Raw genomic sequence first — 20,076 nt, 5'->3', positions numbered from 1 at the left:
ACTTCGACACAAAAGCAAGAGTCATTTTTTATATAAGTGCTATAGTGCGCTATACTGAGATCGGTTTATAAAACTCGACCTTATCACTGCCTTATTGGACAAAACCCAGAAGGGAATCTAAAATAAAACTTCATCTTATATGAAACAGACCGCAGCTATTTTTACACCAACCAACCTCTTTTACACCCTATTGGCTGCGGGCACTTTTTTTATGATTCTTACAGCTCAGGTTTTTTGGTCAGCTATCCACGGCGATGGCGCTGTGTATTCATGGATTGTTCGTGAAATCAGTGAGGCCGGATTTTTAGCAGGGCAACTTCCTAGCTGGGATCGAACTCGTGTGTTTGCAGAACACCCCTATCTCTTTTTCTACTTCAGTAGCTTATTTACTTCTGTACTTGGCTACTCTGATATTGTTTTAAAAATTCCAAACTTTGCAATCGCTGCTTTTTCGATCTTGGCCGTCTACGTGGTCAGCCGAAAAAATAATTTCTCTTACCTCCATTTCAACACCTCACAAGATCGACATGCTATTGGTTTACTTGCAGGATATGTACTGGTTATTAATGCCACCTATATCATGCAAGTGGCCCAACCTTCGCTGGATCCTCTCGCTCAACTTTTAGCTTTTCTTTCTGTCACTGTATGGATCTTTTATCGACAGGCTTTCTGGTCAGGTATCTTACTTGGACTTGCCTTTCTAACCAAGGGGCTTGAAATTCTACCCCACCTTGCAGCCCTTGCCCTGCTAGTTTCGCTACAAAATTTTTCTTCAAAGTCTTCATCTACAGTAGATTATTTTAAACAGATCGCCGTCTTCAGTTTAGGCCTAATTCTGCCTATTAGCATTTGGGTTGGATACGATCTGACTATTTGGAATGGACAATGGATCAGCACCTATTGGAGCCGACAATTTACACAAAGATTTTTCAACCAAGAGAATCTGCAGTTTGTCTGGAGCTTCGGTATTCTTACCACGTTTATCGAAGTCTACCTATTTGAAATTCTTTTCCTGAGTTCAGCTCTGGTACTTTCAGCATACCAACTTCACTCACATAAATCGTTTACAGAGTCCCTCAAACGAAATATCTCGCCGTTAACTTTGTACTTTGTATTTTACATTTTCTTTAATCTGTTAGCTTTTTGGTTAATTAAGAAGGATAGCTCGCAACACCTAACTGGAGTGCTGTTATTCGGAGCTCTTCCTGTAGCTGAAGCTATTTATAAAATCTGGAAAAGTCTTAACTTCAAATTTGCTCACCAACTTGCTCTTTTCGGCTTCGCTCTTTCTTTAGGATATTGGATGTGGTTTGTCTCGGGAGTTCAAAAAAATCCTGATATTTGGACCGCCATTAAAACCGAATCTGAGCGGCAACAACCGGACTTTAAAAAACTTCCTATTGTCGTACAAAATGATACTCCCGAGGGATATGGATTCTTTTACACAGTTCAATGGTACTTTCCTGAACAAACTATCTATTCACCCGAAATGGCAGTTGGTGATTTGAGCGGAAAAGAAGTTCTTTTAATCACCGATCAAGGCGATGGACATCTACAAGCCAGCAGAACTATCTACACACAAAATAGCAAGCTGGCCGAAGAACCTTAAAAAGAGCTTTTTAAAGAGACCCGATACCGAATCTTAAAATTTGATTTAAATGGCGAAAGAAAGCCGTGATACCTGTGGGTTCATTCCCATTTCCATGAATTAGAATAATACTTCCAGCCTTTGGAGCTTCACCCTTAGCTAACCATGCATCGGACCCCAAGGGAATCAATCCCCAGCCTAGAATTTTAGTGATAATTCCATCTGAAGAGATCAGACCAGGGAAGCGAAAATACACCGAAGGGACAATTCCATTTTCAATCATAAAAACTTCATTTCCAAGAACTTCTGCATCGATATTCGTGCCATCCATTAATAGAAAATTTTGTGCATTCGCCACTCCAGCACGATAGCGATGGTAATAACTGTGATTAATCCATGTAATATCATTTGTTGTTTTCGACATTTCTTTTAAGCGGGCGAGCTCACTGGGATGACGCATTCCCCACGCTGCCGTTAAGGCCACACCTAACGCGGCTTTAGCGGACTCAGCCCAATCATAAAAACGACTTTCATAAGCTTTACTTGAAGGGCACATATCCACTGTCAGTGCCACTTGTTCACGATTAACTCGTCGAACACCAGCATTGGCCATTTGCGCTTTGTTGGCAGCCGCCTGCTGTAAAACCTGCGAGTAATACGTCCGCGCAAAGCTTTCGCGGTTAATCTGCTTACAACTTAAATCCTGCTGTCTTGCTATTTTAGTTTTCAAAGAATTAGCTTCTACAACCAAACTCATCGCCACACCATTCTGCTGAAATTGGCGAATAGCTACCGCAAATGCTTGTGCATCAGAACGACTACAATCAAGAAAGACAGGCTGATAGTTTTCAACTTTAGCTGTGGCCGCTAAAGTAAAAACAGTATTCACAATAATAATTAGAAATACTAATAAATTTTTACCCATTTGCATTTACCTTGGCATTTACCTTTACCACGCTCTACTCTTTCATTATAAGTCGAAACTGCCGTCACAATTTCTTTAAAACAGCCGCATAAAAGCCATCACTGACATTGGTGTCAGGCCATACGCGGTACTGATTCAACAACTTCCACTTAGAGGTCTTGTTTAGAAACCATTGGATTTGTTCTTCATTTTCACGATGCAAAAGACTGCAGGTGGAATACACCACGAGGCCATTCGGTTTACACATTTCAGTGTAGTCCACTAGAATTTTTCTTTGGGTTTGAACTAGCTCATCTACTTGCTCTAGATTCATCTTCCATTTACTGTCTGGATTGCGTTTGAGCACACCTAAACCACTGCATGGAACATCTAACAAAACACGGTCCGCTGTATTTTTGAGTTTTTGAATCACCTTTGGGGAATCAATTAATTGTGTCTTTAAAATCTGACAACCAGCTTTGTCAGCGCGCGCCTGTAAGTCCTTAAGTTTATATCCCATGATATCCATCGCTAGAACACTGCCTTTATTTTGCATTAAGGCCGCTATATGCAGAGTTTTGCCGCCACTTCCAGCGCAAGCATCAATCACATTCATCCCTGCCTGCACCTCAAGTAATGGAGCAATAAACTGTGACCCAATATCTTGAACTTCAAACTGCCCTTCACGATAGCTGTCAGTGATAAATATATTTTTACGTTCTTTAACTTCTAGAGCCTGTGGAACTTCGATCTCTAAAGATACTTTTTCTTCCGTAGCAATGCCTTCTTTTTTCAGACGCTGTTGCAAGGATCTTCGGTCTGTCTTTAATGTATTCGCTCGAATGTACAGTCGTGGTTCATCTGTCAGAGCTTTTGCTAAACTCAGCCAGCGTTCGCCAAACTCTTTTTGTCCTAACTGATCTAACCAATCTGGCAGAGAGCACTCAATGGCCCGTGGTTTTTCTTTCTGAAGATTGTTGTTGATACTGCCCTCACTGATACCTACAAACTCGGGCCGTGGAGGTAATTTATAAGATTTTTGAATAAAATAAACAGCGATCACCTTTAGTAAATCTTCACTGCCAGCAAGGAATTCTAAAAGTCGCTTATGTCTTAAGATATAATAAATTGAATCCGCAAAGAGCTGTCTTTCCTCGCGCGACCACTTATTAGCACGCACATATTTATCAATCATGCGGTCCGCATGATAACCTTTTTGCAAAACTTCATCCAAAGTCTGCTTTAAGGTATTAATAAAATGAAATTGGATATTTTTTTTCAATCCTCACCATATTTCATAATGTAATTGAATTTACCTGAGTGATCGTTGTTGCGCACATAGCGGCTATAAATACCTACGGCACTGACGATAGAAGCATCACTTTCAGCTCTTTGTGGCTGTGGTGCTGATCGTGGGTCATGAAATTGTATTCCCACAGTGTTTTCGATGGACGTCACTGGAACTTTTAGTTCTACATGTCGAGCGTCTGCGGCTGTTGTCGCAATCATTTGATTTTGGCGTATGGTCTCAACAGGAGTTTTCAGTGAACTACTCGCATACATATTACCCATGTAGACGCCCTGATCCCGATCAATCGTCGTTTGGAAACCACTTTTCGACTCGAAAGCTGTACGGTGATAAGCCGTAGCTCCTTCAATCGCTAGGAAATCAGGATTACCTTCAATACCCGCTTTCAGCACATTAAACACAGCCTCGGTTCTGGCTTGACCGTCTGGATTCTTCGCATTGATTTCCGACTGCAAAGAATCAATTCGTGTCAGCGCCTCTACACGCCGAGCAGCAGCACTGCTTTCCGTCAAAGGAGCAAATAGTCTTGCTACCTGTGCAGGCGATAAACTCACATCTAGCTTTTGCACCATGTGATTACCACCAAGGATGGGGAATCGTTCATAGGAAATTTGATCGTCTAAAGCGGTCTTCACTTCCATTTTAAATGACTTTCCATGGGGAGCAAAAAAGCGTGCAGATGCACCATATAACTGTTGCACCTCTGATAGATTAAGCTCACGCACGACTTTTCCTGTGGCCTCAATTCCAGTCTCAACTCGATAACTTTGATTCGCTAGCTTCGTGATCACAACGGAAGAACCATTGGCCTCAAATCCCTGTACAGATTGCCCTTCTGGAATTTGTTCATAGGACACTTCACGTAAATAGGTCCGAACACGGATTTGATGTTTTCCTTCACCATGAGTGTTCACGATTGGTTTTGTATAATAGGTAAAAGTTGTGTCTTTTGCGCCCACCGGAGGCGGCATATCTCGCACTAATAAAGCGTCCGCTTCTTTGAGGCGTCCCGCTTCCTGTAGGCGATAAATTCGTTCATGCACTTGACGAACAAGTCCTTCACTGTGAACTTCTAATCCTGCTAAAACAACTTCGCGCGTTTCTGGAGTCAGGAACTCACGAGCCATGTCGACTACATATTGATTAGATTCCGAGACCTCAAGTTTCGTTTTCCATTCGCTACGCCAAACTGTGGCTAACTTTCCCGATAGCGTGTCACGTAGCTCTCGTGTGTGTCCATCAAAACGTCTTTCCGGCAGTTCCACTCGTTCAATGCGTGGGCGCGGAGCCTCTGTTTGAGCGCGCGGAGCAGGAGTAACTGGCCGCACACTCGGCTGAACTGGTCTGACCGCCACAGGTGCTTGCAACCGAGAAAATAAAGCTTCGCAGCGATTCGCAGCCAAAACAGATGACGACGATAGCCCTATGAATCCCACCACCACAGGTAGAATCACACGGCCGACAGCTCGCAAAGATATATTAAGAAAATTTAGACGCAATTGTCCCATACCCAAGGAATAGCAATTTCTGTGACAGAATTTTAAAGGTGTCTCAGTTTGAAACAACCATCTAACTACTGAATGAGACTCACTTTTTACAAAAAGCCTTACTGACCTCACCAATCAACACCGCATGAGTCCTGAACAGCTAACAAAGCTTGTCACCACTTTGGGCGGCTCGCTGTTCATGTGAAGAGTCGAATTTTAATCTTTTTTATCAAACTTTTTAAAAGAATCGAAAGCGAACCAGAACGCCGCGATGAACACGGCGAAGAAAAGAACAAATACTAGAAAGAAAATAACCATCCACGGCTCAATATCCATGATTTAACAAATTCACCTCTCTGGGTATTACATTGATTACGACTCTGCTTACGGCGCTGATTACGGCGCCGAAGATTCAGACACTTCTTCGGCTACCGCAGGGAAGTACGCTCGCTGAGGCGCAATGACATGACCTGCTGACAAACCTGTTCCCAACTCTTCCGCTCGCAACACTGTTTCTGGCAGATTAAGTGTCTGACGTAACTCATTTACCGTCTGAGGAGCAAATGGTGCCAACATGATCATCAGATTTTTTAGAACATAGAAACATGTGTACAGAGCATTTTTTCTATCTTCTTCAGGCGCACGATCATCATGGGGTTTAAACTGCGAAAACAAAGAGTTGATCTGTCTTGCATAGTTTTCTACTTGTCCTAATAAAGTTGAGTAGTCCCCTTTTTGCATTGAGCGTAAATACATCTGAACTAGCTTCACGGTTTCAGCTTCTGCTTTACCTATCAACTTTCCTTCAGGTACCCGTCCGCCGAATTTGGAATGACATGCCGATATTGGCTTTTCAAACGCCGCATTCAACGGACCAGCTAAAAACCTATTACGTTCTGCAAAGTGCACAAAATCAAAATTGGAAGCTTTCACTGGCAAACTCAACATCGCTAAGAAATAACGGACTTGGTCCGCAGAATAACCCATCTCTAGCAGTTGATCGCCCGTATAGAAATTGCCCGTGGATTTACTCATTTTTTCACCATTCACCATCAAGTGATAGCAACTCAGAACTTCTGTCATTTGCAATTCACCTTTAGGTGGATGTGTTTGGGTATTAGCTTGATGCCCCAGCCACATCGAGCCCTGCATGATCACATAGAAAAAGACATTGTCTTGCCCTAAAAACTGAACAACAGTGGCTTCAGGATCACACCAGAAGTCTTTGTATTGCTCGGCAGATCTTCCCGATTTTTCCAAAGCCACTTGCGTAAAAACAATCGGCGCAATCAAAGAGTCAGGCCAAACATACAATGTTTTACCTTTCATTTCAGGATCAATTTCCGGTGGCACCGGAATACCCCAAGAGACATCACGTGTAATCGGACGATAAGCCCACTTGTCGGTAACAACGGATGGAATCCCGGCCGCTTCTAAAATGGCCTGTGCCGTCGCTAAATCCACTTTCGTGTCAAAAAGACATTCTACTTTTTTTCCTGGGACGTAACGAGATTTGTGTTTCGGCAAGGTCTCTTTAATTTCTTTATATTTAGATTCGAATTGATTTTCAAAACGACAACCAATCAAGACTGTATTAATCACCTCTTGTACAATTGCAGAACGCCATGCTTTTTGTTTCGACTCAATCCATGCTTTCAATGGATCAGCCACGTTCCACATATTCAGCCACCAGTGGGCTGTGTCTTTAAGCTCTGGCTTAGCATCACTGAGCTGACTGCGAGGATCTTTTAATGTACTGGGATCAAATTGCGTTCCACAGGCATCACACTCATCTGAATAAGCCTCGTGGTTATCGCAACTAGGACAGGTCCCACGAACAAAGCGATCCTGTAAGAAGCGCTCCATCTTCGGATCATACCATTGTTTCGTGACCCGTTTTTCTAACATGTCATTTTTAAAAAGTAGACGTAGGAAATCCTGCGAATACTTTTCATGTAAAGGATAGGTTTCAGGGCGCGAAGTTCCTGTGAAAATATCGGTCTGAATCGAGTAGCGTTTTAATGTTTCTTTTTGCTGTTCATGAATCGTATCAATAAATTCACGGGTTGATTTTCCAGCTTTAACCGCGGCCACTTCACTTGTAGAACCATGATCATCATTGCCATTCACAAACAAAACATTCTCGGCACCAATTAACATGCGCATCCAACGTGCGTAGATATCTGCAGGAACATGGGCTCCCGCTAAATGCCCTAAATGCAACGGACCATTCGCATAGGGCATCCCCGCCGTGATCACTGCTTTTTTTGGCTTCTTGAAGTTCTGTAGGACCGACTTCACATCTGTTGGTGGAATAAATTTAGCTTTTGAATCTGTTGGTGAACCTTGTTGCATACAAACCTCTGAAAACCCTAATTTAGCTAAAATTCAGAGATGATGCACGAGTTTTGCCGCACGGAGCACCACATCGCTTAGATATTAAGCACAGCAGAATGAAATTAAGCTCAATTATAAGAGCGAATGCGATCTAGTGATTGTCATCGACCAAGTCAAAACTAAGATGACCAGCAACCGCACCCTGATAGTAAAACATCAGCTTTCGTTGACCATACGTCGAATTGCCATCTGTTTTTATATAGAGTTTATAAAATGGTGATCCCACTACCGGACTTGAAATATCTGTCCCTGCCGCCAGTGCCGTTGAGCCAACAGGATAAATCGGTGTACCAGAGCAACTGGAGTTACTATATAACGTATAACCATTAGTATTTGGCCCACTTGGATCGGAAACCTGAACTTTCATATTCGCCATAGTAGACGTCGCACTAGAACCCAGCACAAACGTATCTTTATTCTTTAAACCAAACGAAACAAAAAGTGGTCTGCAGTTAATTGTACCGACAGGCTGACTACCATAATTTGGAATTCTTGTTTGCCCATGTGTATTTAAAGATATCAGAGTATCACGATCCGTATTGGAAACCTCTGTGTTACCAACTGTATTAAATAGAGGTTCTACATTCACTGCAGTCATTGAAGTTAATGTCAGTGAATAATCAAATTTGCTATACTGTGGGCCCGCTTTCACCCAATAGGATAAGGAATTCAATCCATACGGAAAAGTCAGTTGTGGATTTATATTAATACCATCTTCACAATCCCCTAAAGACGAAAATATCTGAGCACTGGCGACAGTGGGAATCGTGTCATTGTCTAAATAGAAATCGTTAGGACTTGTAATGACATTACCATTAAAGTCTCGTAACCAACTGGTCACCATATAACATTTATCCAACTCTAATTGTGTCGGCAAAATAGTATCAAAGAAAACTGATGTAGTTCTATTTTCTTGCCCCAGCGTATCAGTAAAAATCGTGCTGCCATCTTCACGTTTTACCTCAAGAGCAAGAGTTGCGTTTGTGTATCTCTGCTGACGGAACCACACCCGCTGTGAAATTTGATTGCGGACAAACTTCAATTTACTATTGGCATCCACATTATTAACACAGTCCCGTTCGCTTTCGTAAGTCGTCAAATCGGCGTATGCCAACTTAATCTGGAAGTACGTATCCTGAGCAACAGTTCCACTGACAAGTCGCTGCGTATAGGGATCATTGGTTTTCAAATTGATCTCTAGCGCTTCACACATAAAATTTGTGTAGGGATTAGTCGAAAATGAGCGTATTTTTTTTCGATAGTCTGTTGTCGTGACCTCAGCTCGAGTATAGAGAGGATAAATTGTTTCGGGATCAGGGATCGTACAATCAGAAAAGTAATCTGAACTATTCACCTCTGAAAGAAGACGGATAGGAACTTCGATCACGCTGCCACCAACTAATTTTTGCGGTGTTGAAGCCCCAATGCGATAAGCCTTGCTGAGCTTCGACTTGTCACGCAGAGCCGAGTAGATTTCTGAACAGGACTCTTTGGCATGAAACCCTAACAACGTAAAGACACGACCCTCACCGGGTTTTAGCTCCATCTCGATAGTATTGTTGTAATTAAAAGCATCAACAAGACCGACATAAGGTCCGAACTCTAAACGCGGGCTGGAAATGTCATTTTTTGATGATACGGCAGGGTTTGTTTTCTTCACACAGTGGTTTTTTGAAAAATCAGGTTCTGTTTCCGGACCAGAAACCACAACCAGAATACAGTTCATGGGGTTCTGTGCATTAGTAGCCAGACTCGGCACCACAGAGTTAAAGATATTTTTTGAATTAATTGATTTTGAATCTAGCAAAGGAACTATACTTTGTGAGGCAAAGGGATCTAACATCGAGTTGAAAGACTCCCCCATCTGCGATGACATCACTTTTGCAGGAAGTTGAAGTTGAATTTTAACAAAGTCTGTATCCGCTTTTCTTTCGCAAGCCAATACAAAGAACAGACCTATTAAAAGCAAAGACTTAAAGGCCAAATTAGAATTCTTTTTTAGACTTTTCCCCATACAAACTCATCGGAACAAAAGTCTAGATACGAAAGCGCTTAAGTGTCTCATTATTAGATTTCTTTAAAAGATTGCTATGATTTCGATTAGATTATTCTTGCACAAGAACCAAGTTGATCCGTTCTTGCGTCAGATCTACACCCTCTCCAACATAAAGCGTTAGGGGAAATATTCTGGGACGATGGTTTTTTATGACCCAATTTTTTGTGCTTACTATTTAAATACAAATTTCTATCCCCTCGAAAATACATACATTTTTATTTTGGGAAAATACTTTCATTAAAGGCCTCATATTTGCTCTGTCTTCATTACTATTCGGGGACAAATCCCATTTTAAAAACCATGCATGAAAGGAATCATTATGCAAAATAGAAATAGACACAATAGACATCAATCCCACCAACCCACTCGCCGTGAGGAATTTTCTCAAGGTTATCGCAGCCGTTTGAATAACGACTATGCTAACAACGAAGGTTATCGCAGCTTTCAAGATATGTCGGATTCTGGTTTAAGAAGTGACTTCAATTCCGATCGTTCAGACGATGGAGGATACTTCTACGGCCCTGAGCGTTCACCATCACAAATGGACTGGCAACGTGGCCAACGGAATTTGCCGAGCAGCCACCGAGGTTACAATGACTACAGTAATATCGAGCACGATCGTAGCTATGGCGCTGGATATCCACGCGCTGGCGAGTTCGAACAAGGTCGCAACGCCACCTCTTCACAATACCATGGCACTCGTCATGACATGAACCATGCAGATCAAGGAAGATTTTCTTCTGAAGTTTACGGACGCGGTTCACAATGGGGCCAAGCTTCAGAGCATGGTCAAACTTCACAAAGAGGTCAATTCTCAGGTAAAGGTCCGAAAGGGTTCCGTCGTTCAGATGACAGAATTAAAGAAGAAGTGTGTGAAGCCCTTGAATATGATTCTGATGTTGATGCATCTGAAATAGATGTATCCGTAAAAGAAGGCATTTGTACGCTGACCGGCTCCATCAGTTCACGTCAAATGAAACGTCAAGCGGAAGCCTGCGCAGAAAATGTTCGTGGTGTTCAGGATGTTAGAAATGATTTGCGTGTTGATACGACTTTAGCCAGTCAAGGCATGACTAACGAAATGTCTTCCACTGAAGCTGGTAGCCGTTCTACCTTGAATGGAAATCGTAATAATTTAGGACGTAATGCATCTAGCACCACTAGTTCTACATCTTCTAGTACAAAACAATAATTTAGAACCAACGGTGGCCCGCTTTTTTATAAAGGGGCCACCATTCTATCTTGATATTAATTTTGAAATGAGGTTTTTATGCGGGAATGTGCAAATTGCGGAAATAAATACGATAAAGCATTTAGTATAAAAATGAATGGTCAAGAGCAATTCTTTGATAGCTTCGAATGCGCTATCAATACGCTGGCTCCACGTTGTGAACACTGTGAAACTCGAATTATTGGTCATGGTGTTGAAGCAGAAGGATCTATTTATTGCTGCGCTCACTGTGCCAAACACAAGGGGCACTTTCTAGTGGACCGCCCTCCCCAAGAAAAGTTGGATTAGGCCTGTATATTAGCACAGTAAGAACAATTAACTCAGACTATTTGTAATCAATAACGTAATCTTTGCCACTTTCAATGTAGGCTTTCGTAGACCCTTGATGGCTGACTCCGTCTCCCATAGAAACGTCCCAGCAACCCGGAGACATTTCGAATGTTTTTTGTTTTCCGTAGTTAATCCACTCGCGATTTTCTAGACGATTAAATCCCATTGTGTATCCACAACAACGTGACATCAATACAGCTGTGATATCATCACCTTTTCTATTATTTTTGATGATCAAACGACCTGGATCTCCACCCTCACCATCGATCAATGGTCCGCCGCTCATGCTGGCACAGCCGACAAAAGCGATCGTGGCTACAGCAATACCCATTACTTTTAAAACACTTCTTAAAGACATTCTAAACTCCTCATATTGATTTGTTATTTTGTTATAAAGATCGCATAACTCAATTTCGAACTATAAATCGATCACAGGAACATCTGCGGTCATTTATGTTGTTCTTCATAGTATTTGGAGCCGCCACAACTATATTGAGCTTTTTGGAAAAACCATTCAGTACAATGCACAACAGTGGATGCGCGTCACTGTCTGTGAAAGTAGCTCTCGCTGCCTGACTTCTTATGTGCCTCAGGACAATGGAAGATTCTCGATGTGGGTGCCTGTACCCTTTTATCATAACGGCAGACCTGATGCGCGCATTCCTGGAAGTGAGTACGCTATTGATCTTTACACCAATAGCATTTCAGAAGTGATCGAAGCCGCAGTATTAGAACTGATCCAATAAAACCTAACACGTTATAAATCCGAATACGGCCAAACAGTTGTCAAAAATATCAACAGCTGTTTTGACCACTGAAAGCCTGTACGGGATTTTACAGCTACCACAGCAAGATGTTTACTGCTGGCTCGCCTCTTGCTTTGTAATCTCGCTATGAGCCAATTTACAAACCAACTTCTGCGCACAATGTCTCTTGCATTACTCCTTATCGGAACTTGCGCTGATTTTGCTATGGCTCAACAGCGCTCGCCGGCCCCTGATATCGAACAAGGGGATCCACTTACAGTGAGCGCGCGCAATGGCTTGAATATCCGCATGCAACCCAACGCCGCACGTATCGGTGCGATTCCACACGGGCGACAAGTCTATGCTGTGGGTGGACCTCGTCTTCACCCCACAGGTTCCGATGGAATGCAGTACTGGTTACCCGTACGCTATCAAAATGAATCTAACGAATGGATGACGGGTTGGGTTTATTTACGACATGTTTCACCAACAGAAACTCCAGAAGAGTCTGAAAGTTTAGCTGCTAAAAATAGACAGACTTTGATCACTGCGGATGACGATGGTGTGAAGAACACACTTTCCCAAGCTGCTCTAACACGGGCACAGGTCGATTCGATTGATCGGACGAAGCCAATGCAACTGACAATCAACGTGCGTACGCGTGCGCGCTTTCGTGCTGATCCTTCCTTAAGCGGAACGATCTTAGGTCGCTTAACGAATAATACAAATGTTGAAATTATCGGTCGCCCGCAGGGCGAGTGGATTCCTATCCGCGTTTCAGGAACAAATAAAGTCGGATGGGTGCATGTCAGCTTACTTGAAGCGGCCACAGCTCCTCTGAATCCCCTCGAGCTAGCAGAACAACATACGGACTCTTCCGAACATGCTGACGAACTTATTGAAGAGTACGCTCGCCGCGTGCGCGCACAAGACACGGAAGCTGGCGTTGCAGGTCAGTGTAGCTCTTGCCAAGGTAGCCCCGCCGCTTTAGAACCGATTGCTGTCGATGAACCTTATATCTTGCCTCTAACTCGCAATACCTATCGCGTTTCTTCTGGCTATGGTAATCGTCGCCACCCGCGCACAGGCCGCTGGCGCATGCACCATGGTATCGACTACGCAGCTCCGCGCGGAACAAACGTGATGGCTGTACGCAGTGGCCGCGTGGTTAGCATTCAAAACACATGTCGCGTGGGCCGCTCAAGCTGTGGCCGCGGTTACGGGAATCATGTTCTTATCGATCATGGAAATGGTATGACCAGTTTGTATGCCCACTTAAGCGAAGTCAGTGTGGCTGCGGGGACTCCTATCCGCCAAGGACAGGTCATCGGGAAAGTCGGCAGCACCGGTATTTCCACCGGCAACCACTTGCATCTTGAAATCCGTCAAAATGGTAGATCAGTGAATCCGACGCGGTACTTGCCGAGTCGGTGATTTATCTTAAGTTTATCCTAGCTAGCGATTTGTCGCTGGTAACTTATCCCAGCTGCGGGCGCTTTAAAATATATTCAGATAAAGCATTAATAATATGATAAAGCGAACTCGCTTTTGCAGGTTGATTTTGGAATTTTCCGTCCTCTTGCAGAGTGTCCTGCCATAGACCTGCTTGTAACCCTTCAAAGTAACGGAATAAAGTTACAAAAGCTGTATCCGCCACCTGTGCATAGGCTGTTTGGTTTTCAGAGCTTTGAGTCAGTCCCAAATCCACTGCCGCTTTGATTCTTTCAGTCTGCGGCCAAAAACGAGAGCTCTTTTTGTGAACTTCGGTATTACTTAAAACCTCGTCCACTGCAAATTTCTTATCTGGCGTCAGCCCGTACTTTTCAGCACTTTCATATAAAGGCTGACTGTACTGAGCTGTTGGAACACCCGTTAACTGCTGATACTGACTGAGCAACCACGCCCACTCGAAGTGATGGCCCGGTTCAAAAATAAAATGCCCGTCTATTCTTTGCGGAGTCCATGGTTCCAAATAATGCTCAGCTAAAAAACCTGTTTCCGCATCAATAAACTTTGTCGTGCACAAGTCAAACAAGTCATCTGCCAGTTGCCGCCAGCAGTTTTCACGACTGACCGCCACCCATGCCAGTGCCGCTTCGAACAGATGCATGTGAGGATTACTTTGGTAAAGCGTTTTACCCGCTTTGATCTCGGTATGGCCACCATTTCCCGTGCTGCGACTTTCTTGCAGGTAATTTAATAATTTCTTTGCTTCAATCACCAACTGCTCGTCTTGCAATAACTCGTAGGCACGCGCCAGTCCGAAAAGCACAAAGGCCTGCGTATATAAGTCCACATCGGAATTAGAAACCTGAAGTGCTGAATTAATCGAATGGGCATAACCACCCGATGGCAAGCGATACTGCTGAATTAACATTTGGATATTTTTTCGGATAATCGGCGTAGCCTTGTCACGAGCAAATAAATTCAGACGAACAGCTTCGGTCATGGCATATATCTGGCGAGCCTGCACCATTGCTCGTCTATCAAGATTCGATAGAGGTTCACCCGTTAACGCAATCGATTCAACGAAACATCCAGTTGAGGATTCATAACCCCGCTCAAACCAAATAGGAAATACGTTTTGTGTAAGCCACTGCTTGGCTTGTTGAATATTTTGTTGAACATTTGGCGGGATATTTTGCTGAATATTATTATTTGCGATTGAGTTCATGGGAATATGGTAACGAAGAAATGCATGGGAGTGAACGAGCAAATGTGGGTTAATTGCAAATTATGTGAGCTTATTGCACAAATTTAATTGCACAGACTGAAGGACATCACTTTTTAGCTAAGTATGTCCTTGGTCATACAGATATCGCCACTACAGAGAACTACCTGTACTTGTGGGCTGTAATTCAGCAGAAGATAGTTCAGGAGCAGCAGATTGAGGATAGGATTGAGATATGAGATTAACCTCTTGAAACTAAATAAATAATTGGTTATAAGCTCGCTATATATGAGTAGCATAAGGATGTAAATGAGCAATTCAACAATTAAAAGACTTGTTATTTCTAACATTGGCCCTTTTGGAAGAAACCCAACATCCATAGAAATTTCAGATTTAGTTTGTCTTGTCGGACAAAACAATTGCGGCAAAAGCACGGTCCTCGACTGTTATGAGCTTGCCATAAAAAGTTCTTCTATCCCCGCAGATAAAATTCACAAAGGCGCAGAAGATGATCCCTATGTCGAATTATGGATAGAAGTAGCAGAAAAGACTCCTAATATTGCAGATAAATGGCTCATAAATGATTATGCAGAATATCCAGGCACTCCCATAATAAGGTCAAGGTGGACATGGTCACGAAAAACCCTATCCTGTGAAAGAACGACTTATGATAAGGAAACCAATAGTTTTCCTACAGAAGAAAAAGCATCTGGATTAGATTCTGTTTTTTCCAGCAGACTACCCAAACCTTTAAGAATAGGCGCTCTCGACCAACCAGACAAAGAAAAAAGTTCTCTAATTAAACTTATTCTAGAGCCAATCATAAAAGATCTAAAAAATAAAATTGCTGATGACACTTCGAATTTAAGCAAAGCTCTTTCTGCTTTTAAAGACACAATGGATCAAGAACTAATAGGTTATGCAGACACCCTAAAAGAAATTCAAAACGAAATAGATGGACAATTCACAAATGTTTTTAACGACTCCAACGTATCTGTAACGATTACACCTAATAAAGATTTTTTCGATTTGGACTCATACTTAACTAGAATTAGCGATATTCTAATAAAAGAAGAGGACCGATTTTTTAAAATTAATAGTCAAGGCACTGGCGCTCAGCGAACCCTTTTTTGGTCATTACTTAAAGTTCGTTCTGCCCTTCAATCGAAATTAGATACAAACAACCAAAAAGAGAAAAGATCCCACGATCTATCTGAAGCCAAGAGACAATTAAGTGTCTTGCAGAACAAGGAAAATCTTACTTCAACAGATAAAAAGAAAATTACAGCCCTTACATCAAAAGTTTCAGTTCTGGAAAACACAACAGATGAGACCTTCAATAGAGGATATGTCCTCATGATAGATGAACCGGAGATAGCTCTACACCCTTCCGCTGTAAGAGCTGCCAAAGATCAGCTATACAAGCTATCACAAGATTCAGGATGGCAAGTTATGATGACAACGCACCACCCCGCCTTCATTGATCCAACAAAAGACCATACTACCATTGTGCGCGTAGAAAAGCGTTCCTCAACTTCTCACACATTTAGATCTACAGCTGCTAACTTTAATGAATCAGAAAAAAATCAACTTAGTGCATTACTAAAATTTGACTCGAACTTCAGTGAAATTTTTTTTGCCAATACTGTTTTTGTAGTTGAAGGGGATACTGAATATGCTCTCTTCCAAGAACTTATAGACACAACAGTCTTATCAACAACACCTAAAAAAGGGAGAACGGTCATTCGAGCCGGAGGCAAAAGCACTATTCCACTCATTCTAAGAATACTTAGACAATTCAAAATACCACACTCTATTTTACACGATACGGATTCGCCGAAAACGAAGTCTGGAAAAAAGAAAAACCCCGCATATGTAATCAATAAACAAATAGCAGAGGAAACAAAATTAACTACTAATGAAAATATAAAAGTAATTCACCGAGTTTCAGTTCCTAATTTTGAAGTAGAAAATGATATTCCATCAAGTGGCGAAGGAAAACCTCTCGATGCTGTCTTAATGCTCTCGAATACTCCTTTTAAAAATGCAATTGAAACATTAATAAAAGAGTTATCCGGAGAAATACAAAATACAAAGTGTGGTGATAAATATGAAGATCATTTAAAGTCTTGGATTGAAAAAAATAATTTAGAAAAAGACCCTAGATTTATCTTTACCCCATAAACAATATTAAAAGGAAACTTATGAATCAAATAATCGTAGATGCTATAAATAATAAAAAAATGATCGAGTTTAAATATAATGGAGGAGTCCGTATCGTCGAACCTCACTGTTATGGCATCTCAACCGCTGGAAATGAATCTCTTAGAGCCTACCAAGTGGACGGCTACTCATCTTCTGACCCAAAGGATATGAAACTTTTTACTCTTTCTAAGGCTTCAGATATAAGCTTACTAGAAAAACACTTTGATGGACCTCGACCGGAGTATGTTCGCGGAGATAGTGCGATGTCGCATATTTACTGTGAACTCTGACAACGAATTTACTAACACTCGTTGTCACGCAGTAAATAATCAGCTAAGTTACTCCTTTTTACAAGCATTGGGAGATATATGAATACTATCAAGCTGAATCAAAAACTTAAACGAGTTGAAATTCAAGAATTCGAAATAGAGAATGATGTAGTATTTAATTATTTCGATGCTCTTCCGTCTGAGGAAAGAAGTGAAAAACTTCTTCGAGCACTTTATATTGGCGTACTCGCAATGATGGAGGATCGCCTTTCTAGTTTCTTGTCCAAAACAGCCAATCACCTTGGAACAGAACTAGAAAGCTTGAAAATGATCTTCGATATGAAAAAAGAGATTTTTTACAAAACAACTGTAAAAGGGACTCTAGCAGAAGATGAAATAGCCGATTTCCTTAAAGATCACTTTAAAGAAAGAAACTTAAAGGACTCTGTTTTTTTAACTGGAAACTCAGCAGGTATTATCGCTAAAAATAAAACGGGAGATATTGTTTGCGAAATAGATGGAAAGCCAGACCAGAAGATTGTAATTGAATGCAAATTTGACAAAAGTGTTCGACTCGGAGAAATTGGTACCCGCGACCCTTTTGCTCGAAGAGCCGATACAGCTTGGAGTCAGCTTCTGGAAGCTCAAGCCAATAGAGACTCCCAAGTTGCGATTATTGTATTCGACGCCTCATTGGTTGATAGTAGTATATTAAAGGTTTGTGAAAATGTTGGATTTATACCAAATGTGGGTTTTATTGCGATAATTGACTCTCAAAAGGGTAACTATACCAATCTTGCAATCGCCTATTCCTTAGCTAGGGATATAGCTTTAAATGCCAGAAGCACAGATATAGATGCATCTATATTGTCACTCTTGATATCCAAAATCATTAAAGACCTAAACGAAATTACTAGTATTAGAAACTTAGTTCTCACAAATATAGAAAACAACAAAGCTATATTAAAGCAAATTGAGAAAAGTATTTTACTTATGAACTTTAATCAGGAGTATTTTTCAAAATTTTTGAAAGATGGAAAGCTAAACAAACAAGATCTTTTAGATTTTTACATGGGGGAATCTACTAAAGAACGTTATCAGCTAATCGAGAAGGATCTTAACGCCCTTTAGTAAGCATACTATCGAATTTTTCTAGCAAATCTTTTGCGTACAGCTCTGCTAATAAAGCTATTCAGACCAGATCCACTCAAAGCCAGTTGCTTCATGTGTTCAACATCAGCAACTCCGGTATGAGTATAGTCATATAAATATACTGCCCCATCTCTAAACTTAACTACGATAGAGTCCGTTCCAATTTCATACCCCACAATTCCTGAGTCCCCGCCAGTATTTCTGTAAAGTTCCACTTTCCCTCCTTACTGCTTAATGCAGATTTCGATGAAATGTGGTGATGATATGTCAGATAGCAAGCTCAATACTAAAATATATATGAGACTTTATGAACCTACGGAACCAAGGTTCCAGAAAGGCGGTTCTCCCAAGATTCTGTGAGTCAGAGGCTTTGAGTCAGGTGGCGTTAACTTGCTAACATAGTTTCTCTTTCCATTGCAAACTCTATCGGTGATTTCATTCCCAGTGCTGAGTGTGGATTGAAGTTATTATATCTCCAGTGCCAATCGTCGATCTTGTCCCTGGCGTCACTAAGGGAGAAAAAGACGTTCTCGTTAAGACACTCGTCTCGCACCCTTGAGTTGAATGCCTCAATAACTTGATTTGGTTTTCTGACCCGAGTGAACTCCAATCTGATATTGTGACGGTAAGCCCAGTCTAGCATCGCTCGCGAAGTAAACTCTGTTCCTTGATCTGTTCGGATAATCTTTGGGTAGACTCCGGCGGCCAAATGATCCAAAAACTGCGTCACATCAACTCCGCGGATTGAATGCTCCACTAAAATTCCAGGAGATATTTTCGAATACTCGTCAATGATGGTCAGCGTTTTGAGTTTTCGACCACTCTCCAGATAGTCGAACATAAAATCAACGGCCCAGACTTGGCCAGCCTCGCTGGCTCTGGTTGGTGGCATTCGCGGATGGGTGCCAAGTTTTTTGCGTTTTCTTCTCTGAAGTTGTAAATCGGATTGCTTGTAAATACGGTGAGACCGCTTGTGATTTACTTCCGGCATCTCTTTCTTTAGAAGAACAAACAGTCTTGGATGGCCAAAACGCTTATTCTCTCCCGCGAGTGCAATGAGTTTATCACGAACTGGAGCATCCCCATTCGGCGCTGGTTCGTAGGATAGTGTCGAGATACTAAGGCCCAAAAGGCGACAGCATCGGGCCTTTGTGGTCTTGTACTTATCGACCAGATAAAGAGCCTCCGTTCGTCGGTCTTTGGGCCTTACCACTTTTTTGAATTCACATCCTTGAGCATGACGATGTCCAGAGCTTGATCGGCTACGAGTCGTTTTAAGCGAGCATTTTCAGCTTCTAGCTCCTTAAGGCGCTTGGCATCCACGACGTCCATACCTTTAAATCTCTTTTTCCAGTGGTAAAGCGTCTGCTGGGTAACTCCCATCTCGCGGGCAAGTTCTTTTGGGGCTGCCCCATTTTCAAGTTTTTTGACGGCTCCAATGATCTGGTCGTCGGTGAATCTTTTCTTCATTTGGTGTTCCTTCTCCGGCTCTCTGGCCGGTGTTTTGGCACACCGTGACTTCAATATGCAGGGCCTACAGATTTAGGGGAGAACCGCCGGAGTTACAACGGAAAAACGTATTGATGACTTATTAAAAAGCCATAATCCATCTGCTGCCTTGAGCGAACCATTTAGTGGAGTAGTAACAAATGAAATCAACCTTCAAATTTTTAACTTAATTCAACTGATCCGATGGTCAAATCAAAATAAACTAAAAAAAGGAACATAGCC

At 41.9% G+C, this 20,076-nt stretch carries 18 protein-coding genes; 8 read left to right on the top strand and 10 right to left on the bottom strand.

Translation table 11 applies throughout. The annotated features are described in order from the left end of the window. Nucleotides 1-139 precede the first annotated feature (139 nt). On the top strand, nucleotides 140-1,609 hold the full coding sequence (locus A11Q_RS05985) for an ArnT family glycosyltransferase (RefSeq protein WP_015469896.1): 1,470 nt from the start codon (nucleotides 140-142) through the stop codon (nucleotides 1,607-1,609). 10 nt (nucleotides 1,610-1,619) lie between these two features. Here A11Q_RS05985 and A11Q_RS13485 read toward each other — a convergent pair whose 3' ends face one another. From A11Q_RS13485 to A11Q_RS05960, 5 genes are all read right to left on the bottom strand, one after another. Continuing rightward, entirely contained in the window at nucleotides 1,620-2,513 is an 894-nt protein-coding gene (locus A11Q_RS13485) for a polysaccharide deacetylase family protein (RefSeq protein ID WP_015469895.1), read from the bottom strand. A gap of 64 nt (nucleotides 2,514-2,577) precedes the next feature. Beyond that, nucleotides 2,578-3,774 carry an RsmB/NOP family class I SAM-dependent RNA methyltransferase gene (locus A11Q_RS05975; RefSeq protein ID WP_015469894.1) on the bottom strand — a complete coding sequence of 399 codons (1,197 nt, stop codon included), beginning with the start codon at nucleotides 3,772-3,774 and terminating at the stop codon, nucleotides 2,578-2,580. Next, nucleotides 3,771-5,309 carry a hypothetical protein gene (locus tag A11Q_RS05970; protein WP_015469893.1) on the bottom strand — a complete coding sequence of 513 codons (1,539 nt, stop codon included), beginning with the start codon at nucleotides 5,307-5,309 and terminating at the stop codon, nucleotides 3,771-3,773. The genes A11Q_RS05975 and A11Q_RS05970 overlap by 4 nt, the downstream gene beginning before the upstream one ends. 375 nt (nucleotides 5,310-5,684) lie before the next feature. After that, nucleotides 5,685-7,643 carry a methionine--tRNA ligase gene (locus A11Q_RS05965; protein ID WP_015469892.1) on the bottom strand — a complete coding sequence of 653 codons (1,959 nt, stop codon included), beginning with the start codon at nucleotides 7,641-7,643 and terminating at the stop codon, nucleotides 5,685-5,687. Nucleotides 7,644-7,776: 133 nt separating this feature from the next. Beyond that, complete coding sequence (locus A11Q_RS05960) at nucleotides 7,777-9,699, bottom strand: hypothetical protein (protein ID WP_015469891.1); 1,923 nt, start codon at nucleotides 9,697-9,699, stop codon at nucleotides 7,777-7,779. Nucleotides 9,700-10,060: 361 nt separating this feature from the next. Here A11Q_RS05960 and A11Q_RS13480 point away from each other — a divergent pair, with 361 nt between their 5' ends. Both A11Q_RS13480 and A11Q_RS05950 read left to right on the top strand, forming a co-directional pair. After that, complete coding sequence (locus tag A11Q_RS13480; RefSeq protein WP_015469890.1) at nucleotides 10,061-10,933, top strand: BON domain-containing protein; 873 nt, start codon at nucleotides 10,061-10,063, stop codon at nucleotides 10,931-10,933. Between the two features lie 78 nt (nucleotides 10,934-11,011). Next, nucleotides 11,012-11,260, top strand: a complete 249-nt coding sequence (locus tag A11Q_RS05950) for a hypothetical protein (protein WP_015469889.1) — start codon at nucleotides 11,012-11,014, stop codon at nucleotides 11,258-11,260. Between the two features lie 37 nt (nucleotides 11,261-11,297). On the opposite strand, the gene A11Q_RS05945 is transcribed toward A11Q_RS05950, so the two are convergent. Continuing rightward, on the bottom strand, nucleotides 11,298-11,660 hold the full coding sequence (locus tag A11Q_RS05945) for a hypothetical protein (RefSeq protein ID WP_015469888.1): 363 nt from the start codon (nucleotides 11,658-11,660) through the stop codon (nucleotides 11,298-11,300). Nucleotides 11,661-11,838: 178 nt separating this feature from the next. Between A11Q_RS05945 and A11Q_RS05940 the strand changes: the two genes are divergently transcribed. After that, nucleotides 11,839-12,048 carry a hypothetical protein gene (locus tag A11Q_RS05940; protein WP_015469887.1) on the top strand — a complete coding sequence of 70 codons (210 nt, stop codon included), beginning with the start codon at nucleotides 11,839-11,841 and terminating at the stop codon, nucleotides 12,046-12,048. A gap of 147 nt (nucleotides 12,049-12,195) precedes the next feature. Beyond that, nucleotides 12,196-13,482: a peptidoglycan DD-metalloendopeptidase family protein gene (locus tag A11Q_RS13475; protein ID WP_015469886.1), complete on the top strand. Its 1,287-nt coding sequence runs from the start codon at nucleotides 12,196-12,198 to the stop codon at nucleotides 13,480-13,482. Between the two features lie 43 nt (nucleotides 13,483-13,525). Here A11Q_RS13475 and A11Q_RS05930 read toward each other — a convergent pair whose 3' ends face one another. After that, nucleotides 13,526-14,722, bottom strand: a complete 1,197-nt coding sequence (locus tag A11Q_RS05930) for an AGE family epimerase/isomerase (protein ID WP_015469885.1) — start codon at nucleotides 14,720-14,722, stop codon at nucleotides 13,526-13,528. Nucleotides 14,723-15,028: 306 nt separating this feature from the next. On the opposite strand from A11Q_RS05930, the gene A11Q_RS13470 reads away from it, so the two are divergent. From A11Q_RS13470 to A11Q_RS05915, 3 genes are all read left to right on the top strand, one after another. Beyond that, complete coding sequence (locus tag A11Q_RS13470; protein WP_015469884.1) at nucleotides 15,029-16,903, top strand: ATP-dependent nuclease; 1,875 nt, start codon at nucleotides 15,029-15,031, stop codon at nucleotides 16,901-16,903. Between the two features lie 20 nt (nucleotides 16,904-16,923). Continuing rightward, nucleotides 16,924-17,214 (top strand): hypothetical protein, encoded by a 291-nt coding sequence (locus tag A11Q_RS05920; RefSeq protein WP_015469883.1) that lies wholly within the window; start codon nucleotides 16,924-16,926, stop codon nucleotides 17,212-17,214. Between the two features lie 78 nt (nucleotides 17,215-17,292). Beyond that, nucleotides 17,293-18,324, top strand: a complete 1,032-nt coding sequence (locus A11Q_RS05915) for a hypothetical protein (RefSeq protein WP_015469882.1) — start codon at nucleotides 17,293-17,295, stop codon at nucleotides 18,322-18,324. A gap of 8 nt (nucleotides 18,325-18,332) precedes the next feature. Here A11Q_RS05915 and A11Q_RS05910 read toward each other — a convergent pair whose 3' ends face one another. The 3 genes from A11Q_RS05910 to A11Q_RS05900 form a co-directional block, all read right to left on the bottom strand. Continuing rightward, nucleotides 18,333-18,560, bottom strand: a complete 228-nt coding sequence (locus A11Q_RS05910) for a hypothetical protein (protein WP_015469881.1) — start codon at nucleotides 18,558-18,560, stop codon at nucleotides 18,333-18,335. 170 nt (nucleotides 18,561-18,730) lie between these two features. Continuing rightward, complete coding sequence (locus tag A11Q_RS05905) at nucleotides 18,731-19,558, bottom strand: IS3 family transposase (protein WP_015469880.1); 828 nt, start codon at nucleotides 19,556-19,558, stop codon at nucleotides 18,731-18,733. Then, nucleotides 19,552-19,815, bottom strand: a complete 264-nt coding sequence (locus tag A11Q_RS05900; protein WP_015469879.1) for a transposase — start codon at nucleotides 19,813-19,815, stop codon at nucleotides 19,552-19,554. The genes A11Q_RS05905 and A11Q_RS05900 overlap by 7 nt, the downstream gene beginning before the upstream one ends. Between the last annotated feature and the right edge of the window lie 261 nt (nucleotides 19,816-20,076).

This window comes from Pseudobdellovibrio exovorus JSS (assembly GCF_000348725.1).
In the GTDB taxonomy this organism is placed as follows: domain Bacteria; phylum Bdellovibrionota; class Bdellovibrionia; order Bdellovibrionales; family Bdellovibrionaceae; genus Pseudobdellovibrio; species Pseudobdellovibrio exovorus.
The sequence above is the reverse complement of the archived record's forward strand: the minus strand, read 5'-3'. Positions and strand labels throughout refer to the sequence as shown.

What these genes read in the sequence shown, in the direction of transcription:
- A11Q_RS05985 (WP_015469896.1), top strand. Translation starts at nt 140, where the DNA reads ATGAAACAGACCGCAGCTATTTTTACACCAACCAACCTCTTTTACACC.
- A11Q_RS13485 (WP_015469895.1), bottom strand. Translation starts at nt 2,513, where the DNA reads ATGGGTAAAAATTTATTAGTATTTCTAATTATTATTGTGAATACTGTT.
- A11Q_RS05970 (WP_015469893.1), bottom strand. Translation starts at nt 5,309, where the DNA reads ATGGGACAATTGCGTCTAAATTTTCTTAATATATCTTTGCGAGCTGTC.
- A11Q_RS05965 (WP_015469892.1), bottom strand. Translation starts at nt 7,643, where the DNA reads ATGCAACAAGGTTCACCAACAGATTCAAAAGCTAAATTTATTCCACCA.
- A11Q_RS05960 (WP_015469891.1), bottom strand. Translation starts at nt 9,699, where the DNA reads ATGGGGAAAAGTCTAAAAAAGAATTCTAATTTGGCCTTTAAGTCTTTG.
- A11Q_RS13480 (WP_015469890.1), top strand. Translation starts at nt 10,061, where the DNA reads ATGCAAAATAGAAATAGACACAATAGACATCAATCCCACCAACCCACT.
- A11Q_RS05950 (WP_015469889.1), top strand. Translation starts at nt 11,012, where the DNA reads ATGCGGGAATGTGCAAATTGCGGAAATAAATACGATAAAGCATTTAGT.
- A11Q_RS05945 (WP_015469888.1), bottom strand. Translation starts at nt 11,660, where the DNA reads ATGTCTTTAAGAAGTGTTTTAAAAGTAATGGGTATTGCTGTAGCCACG.
- A11Q_RS05940 (WP_015469887.1), top strand. Translation starts at nt 11,839, where the DNA reads ATGCGCGTCACTGTCTGTGAAAGTAGCTCTCGCTGCCTGACTTCTTAT.
- A11Q_RS13475 (WP_015469886.1), top strand. Translation starts at nt 12,196, where the DNA reads ATGAGCCAATTTACAAACCAACTTCTGCGCACAATGTCTCTTGCATTA.
- A11Q_RS05930 (WP_015469885.1), bottom strand. Translation starts at nt 14,722, where the DNA reads ATGAACTCAATCGCAAATAATAATATTCAGCAAAATATCCCGCCAAAT.
- A11Q_RS13470 (WP_015469884.1), top strand. Translation starts at nt 15,029, where the DNA reads ATGAGCAATTCAACAATTAAAAGACTTGTTATTTCTAACATTGGCCCT.
- A11Q_RS05920 (WP_015469883.1), top strand. Translation starts at nt 16,924, where the DNA reads ATGAATCAAATAATCGTAGATGCTATAAATAATAAAAAAATGATCGAG.
- A11Q_RS05915 (WP_015469882.1), top strand. Translation starts at nt 17,293, where the DNA reads ATGAATACTATCAAGCTGAATCAAAAACTTAAACGAGTTGAAATTCAA.
- A11Q_RS05900 (WP_015469879.1), bottom strand. Translation starts at nt 19,815, where the DNA reads ATGAAGAAAAGATTCACCGACGACCAGATCATTGGAGCCGTCAAAAAA.